The sequence below is a fragment of the Weissella oryzae SG25 genome, from assembly GCF_000691805.2.
GTDB classification, from domain to species: Bacteria; Bacillota; Bacilli; order Lactobacillales; family Lactobacillaceae; genus Weissella; species Weissella oryzae.
The window spans coordinates 1-15,729 of the sequence record NZ_DF820484.1 but is presented as its reverse complement, the minus strand read 5'-3'; the positions used below and the strand labels follow the sequence as shown (position 1 = coordinate 15,729).

Below are 15,729 nucleotides of genomic sequence, written 5' to 3'. Positions count from 1 at the left end.
ATTTAATATAAGTGAAAGGAGATAAAACAAATGAGCAATGCTCCAAAGAATGCTTCTGAGCGTATTTTTCAACAGAAATTTGTTAATGAACTGAGCAAATACAAATGGGAATTACCGACTGAATTAGACGGAACTAAACAAAAAGTTACAGTTGAAGATCTTATTAAGCACTGGCGAAAAGAGCTTAATCGACTAAATACGGATCAACTGGAAGGTATTGAATTAACTGATGCTGAGTTTCAACAAGTTTTATCAAAAGTTAACCGTATAAATAATAGTTATGAAGCAGCTAAAATACTTTCAATTGAAGATTCAAAAGGGAAAATTGATGGTATCTACCGTGACCCAAATCCAAAAGTAACAAAACAACAAATAGCCTTGACTATTTTTAAGAGAGCACAGGTGAGCGGCGGAGATTCTTCCTACAAGATAGCAAGAGAAGTTGTTACTGCAAATAACAATCGGTTTGATATTGTACTTTTAATTAATGGACTACCCTTAATTAATATTGAGCAAAAGCGGACCGATAAGTCATTGGATGAAGCTTTTGGTCAATTTAAACGTTATTACAAAGATGGTGAATACACAAATGGTTTTATGGCCTTTTCTCAAATGATGGTTATAACAACTGAGATTGAGACCCGCTATTTTGCAACGCCTAAATCAGTCAATGATTTTAATCCTGCATTTGTCTTTCATTGGTCTGATAAGGTCAATAAACCAATTAATAATTGGGCAAAGGTTGTTGAAACTTTCTTGATGATTCCAATGGCTCACCAAATGGTCGGTGATTATCTTGTAATTGATGAAGATAAAGAAGTTGAGGCAAATCGTCGGCATATGCTGATGCGTCCTTATCAAGTTTATGCGTTGCAAGCTGTTGAAGCTGCTGCCATTGGCTGGGACAACGGTGGTGTTCCACATGGTGGCTTTGTTTGGCATACGACGGGCTCAGGTAAAACTGTTACTAGTTTTAAAACAGCATTGTTTCTTTCGATTCGTGCGGGATTTGATAAAGTTGTTTTTTTGTTGGATCGACGTGAAATAGATAATAAAACAACAGAAAAGTTTGAAGCTTATGCAGCGTATGAGAGTGTCGATGTTAGTGGTACAAAATCTACTAATATGCTTAGACGCAGTTTAAGAGAATCAAAACATGGTATTGTTGTCACTACGACTTTTAAGCTTAATGCTCTAATAAAGTCTTTAGTTGAAGGACATGATTATAGTCTGACTGATAAAAAAATTATCTTTATTATTGATGAGGCTCATAGAACGACTATGGGACAAATGATGGGAGATATAAAAAATTATTTCAAAAAGAACGGACTTTTTTATGGCTTTACTGGAACACCGCTATTTGATGAAAATAAGGTGAAAGGTAAGTTTAATGAGAAGAGTGAGGTCATTAATACTACAGAGAAGCTATTTGGACCAGAACTTCATCAATATACTATTGATGAAGCAATTAGAGATAAGAATGTTCTCGGTTTTCACATTGATTATTTAAATACTGGCGAATTTCGTAGTTATGAAGATCTTAGAGAAAAGCTTACAGACAAAATAGGGTTAGAGCGGCCCGATTTACCAGAGCGGGAAATTGAGAGAATTACTCAAAGTTGGTCAGAAGTTGAAGTTGAAAAAAATGCGGCCAAAGAGGGGCTTCTTATCTATCAAGATGAGACGCATATTCCACGCGTGGTAGCTGAGATTCTTGAAAATTGGCAAAATCAATCACAACAAGGTGAATTTAATGCGATACTGACGGTTGCTTATAAAAGCAGAGTGCTTGCGTATTACAATGAATTCAAAAAGCAAATCGCAGAAAAGTTCAAAGAAGATGATGAGAAACCAAATATCGCTATGACATTTAGTTTCGGTAATGAAAATTCAACAGAGCAAGTTGCAAGTGAAGTCATCAAAGATATGTTTAAAGATTATGCTAAATTTACCGGTATAGAATATGTTGTAGGGGATGCAAAGCATGGCGAAGATGCCTACTTTGAGGATATTATTAATCGACTACCTTATGGTGGTAGCGGGTTAAGTAAAAAGAATATTGATTTTGTGATTGTAGCTGACCAGTTACTCACAGGATATGATTCAAAATTATTAAATACCTTGTATGTTGACAGAGGACTAGAATTACAAGGCCTTATCCAGGCATATTCACGTACCAATCGTGTTTTTGGTCCAAATAAGGAGTTTGGTACAATTATTAATTTCCAATACCCTAGAATTACTGAAGAAACGGTAAATAAGGCTTTAGAACTTTACGGAAGTGGCGGAAGTAGTAGCCCAGCGATTGTTGATTTTTATGAAACCGCAGTGAAAAAATTGAAAATTAAGATGGATGCACTAGTAGTAACGTTAGAAGATCCGACTGAATGGGCAAGTTTACGCGATGATGAAGAAGGTAAGACGGTATTTAAATTAGCCTTTTTTGCTGCATTAGATAAACTTAATTTTGTTCAACAATATTATGAATATGAATGGAATGATATTACCTTTGGTTTAGATGAACATAAATGGTTACAATACATGGGAGCATATAAGAATCTTTTTCCGTCTACTGGAGGAGAAGAAGTAGTTGAACCAATTAAAACGCTAGCTGGTAAAACTAAACTTCAAGGTACACAGGTAATTAATGCGGCTCATATTCTTAGTTTAATAGGTAAAAAAGTTGATTTGAATGGTGCAGTGCAAAGTGTGGATAGTGAAACTTTACGCATCATTCATGAACAAATTCAAGAATTGAGTAGTATGGGAGAGGCTGAGCAGGCTAGCTTACTTAAAGAATTTGTTGATACAGAGCTTGTATTGGGGCATATCTCGACAAACATTAATTTTGATGAAGCATTTGAGAACTGGCGCAAAGATAAAGAAGATGCGCTTGTCACATTATTTGCAGAAGAATGGGGAATTGATGACAATTTACTGAGTCACTCTTTGTCGGCCTACGTTATTTCAAATCGTGATGTTATACCATATATTGATGAAATAATTCGGAGCGTTGATTTTTCAAAAGCTAAAAATCAGAGTGCTGGCAACAAGCTTAGACATAACATGAGATTGACTCAGGCACTACCTAAGTGGTTGCTAGAAACAAAACAACAGTTTAATTGAACGTAAAGTAGAAATTTTAGGATATAACACTTATGCTTGATACTTTAATCTGAAATTGAGCTAGTTTAAAAGATAACTAAATATCTAACCATATATTATTTTTAAATAAAGATGAGTAAATTAAATACCTTTCCAGTAATCACAGCAAGTTCATCACCCTTCATCAGTATGAGCTAGGTTATTGTGTCTAGCTTAAACCAGAAAGTGACCGCATAATTAGATCAACGTCCTGGTTTTCGAGCTCTTGGATGATATGCAAATAGGTTTTTTGAGTAGTTGTCATACTGGCATGTCCAAGTCTGCGGGCAACGCTTGCAATTGAAACACCAACAAATAATAAAAGTGAAGCATGAGTGTGACGGAGCCCATGGATAGTGATGATAGGAACATTCGCTTTTTTACAAGTACGTTCAAGGATGCCATTTACGGTTGAGTTATAAACCTTTTTCTTATCCTGAACAAAAATAGGTGCGCTTTCTGGCATGTCTTTAACTAATTCTGAGAATTGGATAACGGTTTGCCAATCAAGTTGAACCTTACGTACCGAAGAACGATTCTTCGTAGGTGAGAAGCCACCTTCTAATTTATAATCCCAAGTTTTATTGATGGATAACAGTTGATGTGGAAAATCAAAGTCTTTAGGGGTTATTGCTAAAGCTTCCGAAAAGCGTATTCCTGTTTTTGCGATGAGTAGAATAAACCAATCCCAGTTAATTTCTTGTGAGAGATTTAAATGAGTAAGCATGGTGTGTAGCTCAAATTGATTGAGATATTTGGGCTTTTTTTCCCGCGGTGTTTTGCCTTTGATAATGGCTTTACGGGTTGGGTCACGTTGAATGAGCCCTTCATCAACGGCATCAAGGACAGCACCTTTAAGCTGATGATGGAAATCCATGGTGGTTTGGCGTTCATGTTCTTTGGCATACTCGTTTAAAAGCTGCTGGTAAGCACTACGCGTTAATTCGCTAACTTTCAAATTTGGGACGAGCTTAACTAACCATTGATAAGTCATTAGATATTTATTCATTGTAACTTTTCGAATAGCTCCATCTTTGTAAACGGAAATCCAGTGTTTGTAATAAATATGGAAAAGTTCGTGTGGATTACTTTCATCAAACATATTGTTCTCCTCTGTTGTGTTCATTAATAGCTCATGCTGATGAAGAATGACGAGGGAGTGTACGTTACGGGAGAGTAATTTAATTTTAGCCTATTTATTTAGTTTAGTTGACATATCAGGGCTAAAGACGCATTAAAACTAAAATAGTTTTTAGTTTTATGTGTATTATTACGAGAAAGTAATTCTTAATTTGTTGAATAAGTCTGTAAGAGTTTTTATATAACGAGCTGTTTAATCATATTTTGATTAAACAGCTTTTTGCTTTGTAGAAAACATAATCTATTGGCGAAACAAACCTAATTAATATGTTACGATAATAACAATATAAAATATTTAGAACTAGGAAAAGTACCATGAAAAATCAAGTAAACGAATATATAGATACCTATAAAAATGCTTTAATTAATTCGAAAAATGTTATTTTTCATGGTGCACCGGGAACGGGGAAAACTTACCTAGCTAAGCAAGTCGCTACTAGTATTATCAGTAATGGTGAATTTGACGATTATACACGCCTTGATAAAGAAACTCAGCAACAGATTGAATTTGTGCAGTTCCACCCCAGCTATGATTACACTGATTTTGTTGAAGGTTTACGACCAAAACAGGATGCAGATGGCTCAATGGGTTTTGAGTTGCGGATGGGGAATTTTACTAACTTTGTCGCAAAGGCGCAAAAAAACTTTGATGATGCGCAAAAATCTAAGCTGGAGCTTGAAAAAGAAGTTTCCGTAGAAGATATGATAATGCAATTCTTTGCAACTTTGGAATCTGATGAAATTAAGCTAACTATTATGACTGGTCGTGAGTTTTATATTACAAAACGTGATGAGCAACGAATTTATGTTTCAATCCCAGGAAACACCATTACTGATAAGCTTATCCTTAGCCTTAATGACCTTAGAGCGATGTTGCAGGCTAAGCAAACTTTTGAGCGAGTAAAAGATGTTACAGAATTTTTTGGTAAGCTTAATGCAACCCAAGGTTACTCATACATTTTAGCGATTTATAAAGCAATTAAAGAACAAACAATCCAACCTGATACTAGTGGTATCAAGCGGGTGGCATTAAAGCCCTATGTTTTTATTATTGATGAAATCAATCGCGGTGAAGTCGCCAAGATATTTGGTGAACTATTCTTTGCGATTGATCCAGGGTACCGTGGCCGAGCTGGTGCAGTGGCAACTCAGTATGCGAATTTGCATGAAGACCCTGAAAAGAAGTTTTCGATTCCAGCGAACCTTTATATTATTGGAACTATGAATGATATTGACCGTTCGGTTGGCGTTTTTGATTTTGCTATGCACCGCCGCTTTCGTTTTATTGAGATTGCGTCAGATACACGATTGGCGATGTTAGCTGATTTGGATGAAGGAAAGCGGGAACAAGCTATTAAAAAGCTAACGGCTTTAAATCAAGTGATTAATGGTGTTGCCGAACTAGGTCGTAATTATCAGATTGGTCCGGCCTACTTTCTCAATCTAAAGCAATTAACTTTTGACCAACTCTGGACAGGTTATTTACAACCAGTCTTGGCTGAATATGTGCGGGGAATGTACAACGAACAGGCTATTATGGAACAATTTGCCAATGCTTATGGTTACCCTGAACTAGAACAGAGTGATGCTGATGAAAATTCTGAGGGTTAAAGATAATAGTAAGGTAATGCCTAGTGAAATTGCTACGGTACCTCAGCTAGGGCAGTTATTGGTTAATAAAAATTTAGCTTATTTGAAGCAGCGTGGTATTTTTGCTTTACCAGATGAGGGTAGAATAGCAGATGACCTTTCAGAAGGCCAGTTCGTTTTACAAAAAATTAATGATGACTATCGCTCTTCAAATGTAATGGGTTTTCTTGGTAAGGCCGACGAACGGCTAGTAATTCAGTCACGCTTCGCAAATAAAGAACATGATTATTTTTCGCAATACTTAATTGAGCGGGTATTAGACATCCCCAATGCACTGAATTTGCCCATTGATGCAAGTACGACGGATAACTCGTTAAACCTACTAAGCTTCATATTTCCACATTATTTAAAACAAGCGCTACGTAAAGGCCTTTTTAAAACCTACGTGCAACATCACTATAACGATTCAAATCTTAAAGGGACGCTTGATGTTGCGGAGCACATTCGCAAAAATATGCCTTTCACCGGTAAATTTGCCTATAAAAGTGATGATTTTATTCAAGATAATTATTTGACGGAGTTAATCCGGCATACGCTTGAAGCGATAAAGCAATTATCCTATGGTGACCGGTTACTCGAACAAGTACGTGATGAAGTTCAGCAAATCGTCCAGGCGACGCCTAGCTATGATAGACGTGCACGGCTTGATATTTTAAATGAAAATGAACGGCAAAGGCTTCGCCATGGTTACTATCGCGAATATCAGATTTTACAACGTTTATGTATTTCGCTATTACGTCATCAGCGGCAACAAGTTAATATAGGCGAACAAAAGATTGCAGGCTTTTTATTTGATGGGGCTTGGCTCTGGGAAGAGTATGTTAATGGATTGCTAGGCGATGATTTTTATCATCCCCAGAATAAAAAGCACCTTGGCCGTCAATACTTATTCTCGCATGCTGGAAAAAAGTCAGGCGAAATATACCCAGACTTTATTAGTAAAAATAATGCTAACCGGGTAATTATTGATGCAAAATATAAATGGGCTAAGAATATTAGTAGTAAAGATTACCAACAAATTCTAGCTTATATGTATCGGTTTAATGCACAAAAGGGTTTTTATATTTATCCTGAAACAGCGGTCGTTGATAGTATCATTTTGAATGTTAACGCTGGGACCAGTTATGAGGACAATGTAGTAGAAAGAACGGACGCAACAGTTACCAAATTAGGCTTACACATCCCGCAAAATAGGATGACTTACAGTGACTTTAAAGCTGCAATGCAAATCAGCGAAGCCAAACTATTAGCAGCGTTGAATGATTTATAACTGTTACATTGAAAAAGCCATGACCAATGGTGAGTTAACTCACTACTGGTCATGGCTTTTTGCATTAAAAATAAATTATTTATCGCTTAGTCGTTGAAGTTAAAGCGTAGGGTCATGTGCTCTGAACCTGAGCGGACCATCTTACCTAACAACTCAGTCTGCTTCTTAACGGCCATTTTAGCTAGGCGGTCATTAGCATCAGCTAGTAAGACGGGTACATCAACACTACCAGTTACACGGGCATCAACTTCATGTTGAATTGCATGGTATTCAGCCATGGCTTCAAGTACATAACCATCGCGCATATCCATATAGAACTCATAGTTTGTGTCACCCAAGAGGGCTGTTGTAGCACTTAACCAATACATGTTGGTAGGGTCAAAGGTATCAGAAGCATCGCGATAGCTAGCTGGCGTATCTTCAACGTTGGTATAGAATGGCACAATCGTGTTGAAAGTATTTGCGCCAAAGGCAATCCATTGAATACCAGCAATATCAGCAGGTACATTATTACGAATCTGGAGAACGTGCACATTGTGGTTACGGTTGATACCAATTGGACGGAAACGCTTGCGGTCACTGACTGAGCCGTGACCATAAGGGTCGTATTGAGTATTCTCAAAGTGACTACTCAATACATACTTAACATCCTCAACGGAAATTTTACGATTGGCGTGCATAATGAAGGCCAAATCTTGTTCCGTTGGCTCGTATTCTGTACCAATTTCTGGGGTAAAGAACTTCTGACCAAACCAAGTACGTGGGTTGTTATAGACAGTATCTTTGATTGAAGATGAACCGAAAATGTGCCGTAGGTTATAACCAGTAAAATCAGGGTTAAGTTGGTTATCGTCGATAAAGCTTTGTAAGTCATCTGAAGCTAGGGTGTCTGCACTAGTAAAATCAAACTTATCAATGTTCATCCGATTTGGCGCAACTACATAGGCATCATCTGGAATACGGACAGCCGCCCAATGATGACCACCGATAGTTTCTAGCCACCAAACTTCGTTGTTATCAGAGAAGGCGATACCATTTGGTTCGTAGGTACCGTGTTGGCTGAGCAATTCACCGAGGCGCAAAACACCTTCACGAGCTGAATTGATGTATGGCAACACTAGCGTTACAAGGTCTTCTTCACCAAGTCCAGCTGCAACGTAAGGGTCTAGTCCCAAAACACGCGGATTGGTAGTAATTGTTTCGGTCGCAGACATGGCGACATTTTTACTATTGATACCAGCTGCCGGCCAAATTCCATTGCTCAAATTGGCATTTGGAATTGAAGTATAACGGAGTGGGTTATCAGGTAAGTCTAACTTTAAACCTGATAGGACGGCTTCGTAGTGCCGTGGTTGTTGCTCAGGTGTAACGACCACAAAACGTTGTGGGTCAAGGGCTTCATGACCATCATCATTACGGGCAATTAAAGTTGAACCATCAAGTGATGCAGCTTTTCCGACTAGAATGGTAGTACATGAGCCTTTAATTCGGTCTTCTAATTTAATCATTTTAAATCCCCTTTTTCTTTTTAATTTTACGCTTTTTATTAAAAAGTGAGCGAAAAAAGTTTAATGTCCGGATTCGCTTTATAATTAAGGTAATAACAAGTAAGAAATATATTAATTAAACGAACCCAGCTAGAAGCTTTGAGGAGAACTTTAGATGATGGTAAAAGATGTAGAAATTGCGAAGCTGGCAGCAAAACCACTAATTAATAATGCGCATACATTAGTAATTGGCCAAACCGGTAGTGGTAAAACTACCACCGTGCTAGCCGCGATTGATGAACTTCAAGCAACTAATCAAACTAATATTATTCTTGATCCAACTGGTGAATATAGCACGGTCCCGAATGCGATTGTATACAAGCTGGCGGAGAATAGCTATTTTGAAGCGAGCCGTTTATCGGCTAATGATTTTAATCAAATTTTTGGTTTATCTGAAAATCAACGGTTTATAAGCAAGTTAGCGCAGGCAATCGCTGCTTTGCGTATTCAAAAAAATATTACGCAGCAAGGTACTATTTATCCCAAAATTAATGTCGCAATCAAAAAATATAGTCGTCAGCTGGCACGGCTAGGGCATTGGGCCTACGATTATGATTTGAAATTACTTGCACAACAAATTATCGAAGAATACGTAGTTCCGTTTGCTGATGAGCGAGCAGACTATCAAGTGTTGGGACAAGTATATGATTATGCGGCAATCCGTGAAGATTGGTCAGATATTATCAAACTCCAGGAGCTAGTTAATGACCCGATTATTGGTGCGGTATTCAAGTTTACGGCGACAAATAAGCCGGGACAAAGGAAGGTAAAGACTGCAATTGATTTTGTTGTACAATTATTCGCAAAAAATCAAAGTCATCATCGTAGTCTAGTAATTGATTTGTCAGCCCTTAAAGCTTTACCGGTCTTACAAGGACAGTTAGTTTCCTTGTTGATGCAAGGATTATTGGCGAGCCGAACAAAGAATCAAGAGCGTTTCCCTATGATGGTTTTTCTAGATGAAGCGCATCGTTATTTACCGGTGGTAACGGATAAGATTGCAGAAAATGGGCTTTTTCAAATATTACGTGAGGGGCGTAAATATGGCATAAACTTAACCTTAACAACACAATCACCATTAGATTTACCTGTTAAAATGGTGACACAATTTGCTAATTTATTAGTTCATCAAATCGTTAGTCGGGATGAGCTAAGCTACCTGACGACAATCCAACCTGAGCAGGCACAGACAATAACTGAGTTGCCAGTGGGGCAGGCAGCAGTTTATCAAAATAATCGCTTTTTGGAATTTATTAAAATCAAAGCAGTTAAATAACGACGTCAAGTTAGAATAGATGTGTTTATAAGTTAATTGAATTTTGCACGCACTAAGCTGTGGAATTTGATTAGCTTATTTTTTATTGCATTTTATTTAGTTATTTAAGCAAAACTTGATGCTCGACAAGTTTTATAAAGTGCCAATCACCTAAACTAGGTATGTTAAATAAAAGGAGGGTAGGTGTTTGGAGCATGCTACAGAAATTTATGCTAAAACATAACGGTCAAGTAGTAACTGCCTTAGCGATAATGTTGGGCCTTGCTTGGGGTACACATTTAATGGCCTGGTTTGAAATTAGTACAACCTTATTAGTTATTGCAGCCATATTTGGGTTCGTTCCGGTTGCTATAAAGGCATATCAAGCCTTGCGATTTGGCGTGATTGCAATTGAACTGCTAGTTACAATTGCAGTGATTGGCGCCATGGTAATTGGCGAGTATGAAGAAGCCGCAATGGTAACTTTTCTCTTTTTATTTGGTAGTTTTTTGGAGAAGAAGACCCTAGAAAGAACCCGCCAATCTATCAAACAATTAACTAATTTGGCGCCAAAAACTGCTGTACGAGAGTTAGCTAATGGTAGCGCTGAAATTGTTGATATTGACCAAGTTGCAGTTAATGATTTGTTGATTGTTAAGACTGGTTCACAAATTCCAGTAGACGGTATTGTTAGTAAAGGCGGTGCTTATGTTAACGAAGCAAGCATAACCGGCGAAGCAATGCCGGTACACAAACAAATCGGTGATACGGTTTTTATGGGAAGTATCGTTGAAAATGGTACGTTGCGGATTACTGCAAAGCAGGTGGGTGAAGATACTACCTTTGGGAAAATCATTGAAATGGTCGAAACGGCTCAGGATAGCAAGAGCTCAGTTGAAAATTTTATTGACTCCTTTGCTAAATACTACACGCCAGCTATTTTAGTAATAGCGCTTGTGGTGGGCTTAGTTAGTCGGAATTTAGGCTTAGCAATTACAATGCTCGTTTTGGCTTGCCCTGGAGCGCTGGTAATTGGAGCACCCGTTTCGATGGTGGCTGCAATTGGTAACGGCGCGAAACATGGAATATTAATTAAAGGAGCCGAAACGATAAATACGTTAGCTCAGGTTGATACCATGCTTTTTAATAAAACTGGTACTTTGACGCAAGGACAACCTAGTGTCGTGAATGTAAAAAGTTATGATTTTAATTTAGCAACACAGGAAAAATTGGTCGCAATTGAGAAAGAGAGCAATCATCCACTAGCGAAAGCCATTGTTAATTATTTAAAAATAGCTAGCCAAGTTGTAATTGAAACAACAGAGGTTCGTATGGGTCAAGGAATCGTTAGCCGAATCGCTGGGGAAACTTGGCTGGTTGGTAACCAGCAACTTTTGGCAGCCCATGAGGTGCAATTAACCGAAGCAATGCAGGCTGACTTATTAACCTTCCAAAAAGCTGGAATGTCGACGGTATTGTTTGCTGACGACCATGTACGTGCAATTTTTGCGATTACCGATAAATTACGACCAAATGTTACTGCAAGTTTAGATAGTTTGAAAAGGCAGGGCATTAAGCAATTGGTTATGTTGACTGGTGATAGTCAAAAGACAGGCCAAATGCTAGCTAGCCAGCTGCCGCTAGATCGTTTTGAAGCTGATTTGTTGCCAACAGCTAAAGCTGAAATTGTGAAAAGGCTACAAAAGAGCGGTCGAAAAGTGGCTTTTATTGGGGATGGTATAAATGATAGCCCAGCACTTACACTGGCTGATATTGGCATTGCGATGGGGAGTGGCACGGATGTAGCAATTGAAACGTCCGACGTCGTGTTAATAAATGCTGATTTTGCTAGCCTAAAGCATGCTTATGGACTGGCAAAAAAGGCACAAAAAAATGTAGTTGAGAACATTATTATCGCGGTGTTAACGGTTATATTTTTATTTATTATGCTGTTCTTTGGTTATATTCACATGGCGAGCGGTATGTTTGTTCACGAAGCAAGTATTTTAATCGTTATTGTGAATGCAATGCGTTTAACTTACTTTAAAGTTGGCTAGCATCAAGTTAATTCAATTATTTAATGCTGAAAAAAGTTAAGAAACTGAGGTAAATTCGATGAAAAAAATAAGTATGCAACTAGATACGCTAACCTGCCCATCATGTATGGTGAAAATCGAAAAGAGTCTAGTAAAACAAGCTGGAGTTAGCAATGTAAAAGTATTGTTTAATGCTAGTAAAGTTAAGGTGACTTTTGACTCTGGTCTGCTTGCAAGTGCTGCTTTAGTTGGAATAGTTGAAAAGTTAGGTTATCCAGTGATTAGTACAAAGGTTAGTGAGGTATAGTCCTATGACAACAGCGGCCGAATTATATGCAAACGAGTTAGAGCAAGTAAAACTAGATCATCAGCAACCAACTGCTGGTGCAATGGTCAGTCATGTCTTAGCAAATTTAATTATTACCTGGAATAAATTACGGCAAGGACACTTATATTTAGCTAAAATTGCCGATCAACAACTTTTTACAGAGTTAGCACAGTCTGAACTAAACTATTTTGAAGAGCTTAGTGAGCATTTAGTTGATTTGGGTGAACTTGTACCAACGACACTAGCGGAATATGTTGAGTATGCGATGATTCAAGAGAGTGGACAGGACAAATATGAAAGCCGTTCGTTTATTTTGGAACGGACGGTAAAGGATTTTGATGTACAGAATATGTTTATTACTCGGGCAATCAAACTTAGTCAGCAAGCTGAGCAGGAAAGGTTGACACAAATATTGGTTGCACTTTTGGCGTTTAATCAACATCAGTGCCGATTATTACAGGGCGAACTTGGTAAATCTTTGTTTGAAGGCCGGACTGAGGATGATGATTAATATTGATGGTTATTTGAAAAAGTTCAATAAAGTTGGCATAATGAACTTAACAATTAAATATTCTTACTAGGGGGGGCAAGTATGCCTGAGACGAGTAATCGGACCCTTTGAACCTGATTAAGTTAAGACTTGCGTAGGGAAGTGAATTTATCGTTTTGATTAATAGTTAAAGCAGTGAATTTAGCCAAATCGGGTGTATCTCGGTTTGGCTTTTTATTTGTCCTAGTAAGTGCTGTGCTAGTATCGGAGGGAAATAGATGGGCATTATTAATCAAGTACGTGAAAAGCAACCGCTAGTTTTGAATTTGGCAAATACAGTCACCCAGCAGAGAGTTGCTGATGTGATTAGTTATGTAGGTGGATCACCGTTAATGACAACGGCTTCAAATGAGCTTGCAGAATTAATGCAAATAGCATCGGCATTGGTGATTAATATTGGTACGCTTAATGACGAATTATTGCCGCTTTATATCGAGGCCGGGAAATTAGCGAATCAACTTAACAAACCAGTGATTTTGGACCCGGTGGCAGTAACATTACCTTATCGTGGTGAAATTGTAACTGCCTTACTCAAAGAAATTAAGGTCAATATAATTCGCGGAAATGCAGCAGAAATTGCTTGGTTTGCTAATCAAACGGTAGCCGGTAAAGGCATTGATGCCTTAGACAATCAAATTAATGAAGCGATTGTCTTGGACGCTGCACAGAAAACGGGTGCGATTATTGTACAGTCAGGGCCAACTGACCTTATTGCGGATGGTCAACAGGTTATAAAGATTACAGCACATAGTGATTTATTTAAGATTAATGTTGGTACTGGGGATATGCTTTCAGCACTAATTGGCACGTTTAGTGCCGTTAGTGCAGATTATTTTGCTGCGGCAGTTGAAGCAACCGAACTTTTTGCTAATAGTGGCGTCAAAGCCGCACAGATAGTTGAACAAAAACCGGCCAACTTTATCAATGCACTGCTAGATTGTTTATATGAAGCAAATTAAGGGGGAAATGATGAAAAATTTAGCGCAGGTCGTAACAATAGCGGGAATTGATTCAAGTGGCGGTGCCGGAGCAAACGCAGATTTAAAAACTTTTCAAAATCAGATGGTTTATGCAGCTAGTATTATTACTGGCCTAACTGCTCAAAATACTTATGGTGTGCAAGCTATTTTACCAACATCAGCTCATTTTATTGCAGAACAGTTTAACTCCGTTTTTGATGATTTAGATATTAAGGCAGCAAAGACTGGTGCGCTTTTTGATTTAGCTACAGCACAGGCAGTTATAACAGGTTTAGAAAAAAATTCAGTGAAGAATTTAGTTGTAGACCCAGTTATGGTTGCCAAGGGTGGTGCGAAGTTACTAGCAGATGAAGCAATTAATTTGATTAAGGATAATCTATTTCCTTTGGCTGAATTAATCACGCCCAATCTGACTGAAGCCGCTGTATTATTGGGGCAAGAGATTGAGACAGATGCAGATATGGTTGAAGCATTGCATTTATTGCAAGCGATGGGTGCAACAAATGTTTTGATTAAGGGGGGACATGGGAAAGGAAATATTATTTCTGATGCTTTGTTAACCAAGGATGGCCAAGTTATTTACTATAAGGCTCCTAGAATCGATACCAAACGAACCCATGGTACGGGTGATACTTTATCTGCTTATATTGCAGCAGGCTTGGCGAAAGGAAAGTCTTTGGAAGTAATCATGCCTACTGCAAAAGAATTTATGAATCGAGCAATTGGTGATGGCATTAAGATTGGCCATGGGCATGGACCATTAAATCATTGGGTTAATGGGTAAATATGATGGATAAACAAATTTTGAAACGTTATTTTATAGCTGGGCCACAAGATTTTGCAGGCTTGACCTTGCCACAGAGTGAACAGCGAATTAAAAATATTATCACTAGTGGAATAACTACTTATCAATTTCGAGATAAAGGTGCTATCTATGCTGATGATAATGAACGCTTAAGATTTGCCCAGACTTTACGAGAATTTGCTGCGCAAGCTGGTGTAAATTTTATCGTGAATGATGATGTGAAATTGACTAAAGAAGTAGATGCCGATGGAGTCCACCTTGGTCAAGCTGATGTTCAATTAGAATTAGCTCGGGAATTTTTACCACAAAATGTTTTTATTGGTCTTTCAGTTCGCAACGCAGTTGAAATGCAAAAGGCTCAAAGCAGCCAAGCAGATTATTTAGGGGTAGGCCCAATCTTTAAGACACAGTCTAAAGCAGATGCCGCACCAGAATTAGGCTTGGCCCAATTAACGGAAATTTTGGCTCAGAATAGTTTACCAACGGTTGGTATTGGAGGAATTAACCTTGAAAATCAAGCCACTTTAAAAAGAACTGGTCTAGATGGCATAGCAATGATTTCATTACTAACACAAACGACAGATTTAGCTGCGACAATGGAAATAATTAAGCAATCATGGTAGTGGAACATAGATAAGATATAGTTGGGCAGGCCGGACTGGACCTGCCCTTTTAGTTTATTAAATTAGAAAAACACTTTTATGTATCTACTTAAAAGAATGCAAGCTAATTCATTTGAGACTAATTTAAAAAACAAATTATTTAGTGTTAGGTAAACTTTGTGAAAACTCGAAGACAAAAGTTGTTGACTTTGATTAACAATGTCTGTATTATAAATCAAGTCGTCAGTTCGACAAAAAGATATATACTTACTTGAGCAAATATGTTGTTGACATCGTTGATTAAGTAGCGTAGTATATATCAAGTCGTCAAACGACAAGTAGATCATTGAAAACTGAATAACGTTTCGATAAAACAAATGTGTAGGGTCATCAAGTTTACTTGATGCAAAAACATTTGCGAA

General features: G+C 37.9%; 12 protein-coding genes and 1 riboswitch. Of the genes, 10 read left to right on the top strand and 2 right to left on the bottom strand.

The window, feature by feature from the left end; genetic code table 11:
- Positions 1–30: 30 nt before the first annotated feature.
- Positions 31–3,126 (top strand): type I restriction endonuclease subunit R, encoded by a 3,096-nt coding sequence (locus TT13_RS00060; protein ID WP_027698076.1) that lies wholly within the window; start codon positions 31–33, stop codon positions 3,124–3,126.
- A gap of 187 nt (positions 3,127–3,313) precedes the next feature.
- Here TT13_RS00060 and TT13_RS00055 read toward each other — a convergent pair whose 3' ends face one another.
- Entirely contained in the window at positions 3,314–4,246 is a 933-nt protein-coding gene (locus TT13_RS00055) for a site-specific integrase (protein ID WP_027698075.1), read from the bottom strand.
- Positions 4,247–4,599: 353 nt separating this feature from the next.
- On the opposite strand from TT13_RS00055, the gene TT13_RS00050 reads away from it, so the two are divergent.
- Positions 4,600–5,895 (top strand): McrB family protein, encoded by a 1,296-nt coding sequence (locus TT13_RS00050; RefSeq protein ID WP_052348491.1) that lies wholly within the window; start codon positions 4,600–4,602, stop codon positions 5,893–5,895.
- Positions 5,876–7,204 carry an McrC family protein gene (locus TT13_RS00045; RefSeq protein WP_027698074.1) on the top strand — a complete coding sequence of 443 codons (1,329 nt, stop codon included), beginning with the start codon at positions 5,876–5,878 and terminating at the stop codon, positions 7,202–7,204. The genes TT13_RS00050 and TT13_RS00045 overlap by 20 nt, the downstream gene beginning before the upstream one ends.
- A gap of 86 nt (positions 7,205–7,290) precedes the next feature.
- Here the strand turns inward: TT13_RS00045 and TT13_RS00040 are convergent, their stop codons facing one another.
- On the bottom strand, positions 7,291–8,712 hold the full coding sequence (locus TT13_RS00040; RefSeq protein ID WP_027698073.1) for a C69 family dipeptidase: 1,422 nt from the start codon (positions 8,710–8,712) through the stop codon (positions 7,291–7,293).
- Positions 8,713–8,866: 154 nt separating this feature from the next.
- Between TT13_RS00040 and TT13_RS00035 the strand changes: the two genes are divergently transcribed.
- From TT13_RS00035 to thiE, 7 genes are all read left to right on the top strand, one after another.
- The gene (locus tag TT13_RS00035; RefSeq protein WP_045476245.1) at positions 8,867–10,027 is read left to right on the top strand and encodes an ATP-binding protein; all 1,161 of its coding nucleotides are present in this window, start codon (positions 8,867–8,869) and stop codon (positions 10,025–10,027) included.
- A 194-nt stretch (positions 10,028–10,221) separates the two neighbouring features.
- Positions 10,222–12,063 carry a heavy metal translocating P-type ATPase gene (locus TT13_RS00030; protein ID WP_027698072.1) on the top strand — a complete coding sequence of 614 codons (1,842 nt, stop codon included), beginning with the start codon at positions 10,222–10,224 and terminating at the stop codon, positions 12,061–12,063.
- 58 nt (positions 12,064–12,121) lie between these two features.
- Positions 12,122–12,349 carry a heavy-metal-associated domain-containing protein gene (locus TT13_RS00025; protein WP_027698071.1) on the top strand — a complete coding sequence of 76 codons (228 nt, stop codon included), beginning with the start codon at positions 12,122–12,124 and terminating at the stop codon, positions 12,347–12,349.
- Positions 12,350–12,353: 4 nt separating this feature from the next.
- Complete coding sequence (locus tag TT13_RS00020; protein WP_027698070.1) at positions 12,354–12,881, top strand: ferritin-like domain-containing protein; 528 nt, start codon at positions 12,354–12,356, stop codon at positions 12,879–12,881.
- A 58-nt stretch (positions 12,882–12,939) separates the two neighbouring features.
- Positions 12,940–13,038, top strand: a riboswitch (TPP riboswitch).
- 100 nt (positions 13,039–13,138) lie between these two features.
- Positions 13,139–13,879, top strand: coding sequence for a hydroxyethylthiazole kinase (gene thiM, locus TT13_RS00015; RefSeq protein WP_027698069.1), 741 nt, complete (start codon positions 13,139–13,141; stop codon positions 13,877–13,879).
- Positions 13,880–13,889: 10 nt separating this feature from the next.
- Positions 13,890–14,684 carry a bifunctional hydroxymethylpyrimidine kinase/phosphomethylpyrimidine kinase gene (gene thiD, locus TT13_RS00010; protein ID WP_027698068.1) on the top strand — a complete coding sequence of 265 codons (795 nt, stop codon included), beginning with the start codon at positions 13,890–13,892 and terminating at the stop codon, positions 14,682–14,684.
- Positions 14,685–14,689: 5 nt separating this feature from the next.
- Positions 14,690–15,328 (top strand): thiamine phosphate synthase, encoded by a 639-nt coding sequence (gene thiE, locus TT13_RS00005; RefSeq protein WP_052348504.1) that lies wholly within the window; start codon positions 14,690–14,692, stop codon positions 15,326–15,328.
- Positions 15,329–15,729: the final 401 nt, after the last annotated feature.

Excerpts from the sequence above, each read along its gene's own strand:
- TT13_RS00060 (WP_027698076.1), top strand. The coding sequence starts at position 31 with ATGAGCAATGCTCCAAAGAATGCTTCTGAGCGTATTTTTCAACAGAAA.
- TT13_RS00055 (WP_027698075.1), bottom strand. The coding sequence starts at position 4,246 with ATGTTTGATGAAAGTAATCCACACGAACTTTTCCATATTTATTACAAA.
- TT13_RS00050 (WP_052348491.1), top strand. The coding sequence starts at position 4,600 with ATGAAAAATCAAGTAAACGAATATATAGATACCTATAAAAATGCTTTA.
- TT13_RS00045 (WP_027698074.1), top strand. The coding sequence starts at position 5,876 with ATGAAAATTCTGAGGGTTAAAGATAATAGTAAGGTAATGCCTAGTGAA.
- TT13_RS00040 (WP_027698073.1), bottom strand. The coding sequence starts at position 8,712 with ATGATTAAATTAGAAGACCGAATTAAAGGCTCATGTACTACCATTCTA.
- TT13_RS00035 (WP_045476245.1), top strand. The coding sequence starts at position 8,867 with ATGATGGTAAAAGATGTAGAAATTGCGAAGCTGGCAGCAAAACCACTA.
- TT13_RS00030 (WP_027698072.1), top strand. The coding sequence starts at position 10,222 with ATGCTACAGAAATTTATGCTAAAACATAACGGTCAAGTAGTAACTGCC.
- TT13_RS00025 (WP_027698071.1), top strand. The coding sequence starts at position 12,122 with ATGAAAAAAATAAGTATGCAACTAGATACGCTAACCTGCCCATCATGT.
- TT13_RS00020 (WP_027698070.1), top strand. The coding sequence starts at position 12,354 with ATGACAACAGCGGCCGAATTATATGCAAACGAGTTAGAGCAAGTAAAA.
- thiM (WP_027698069.1), top strand. The coding sequence starts at position 13,139 with ATGGGCATTATTAATCAAGTACGTGAAAAGCAACCGCTAGTTTTGAAT.
- thiD (WP_027698068.1), top strand. The coding sequence starts at position 13,890 with ATGAAAAATTTAGCGCAGGTCGTAACAATAGCGGGAATTGATTCAAGT.
- thiE (WP_052348504.1), top strand. The coding sequence starts at position 14,690 with ATGGATAAACAAATTTTGAAACGTTATTTTATAGCTGGGCCACAAGAT.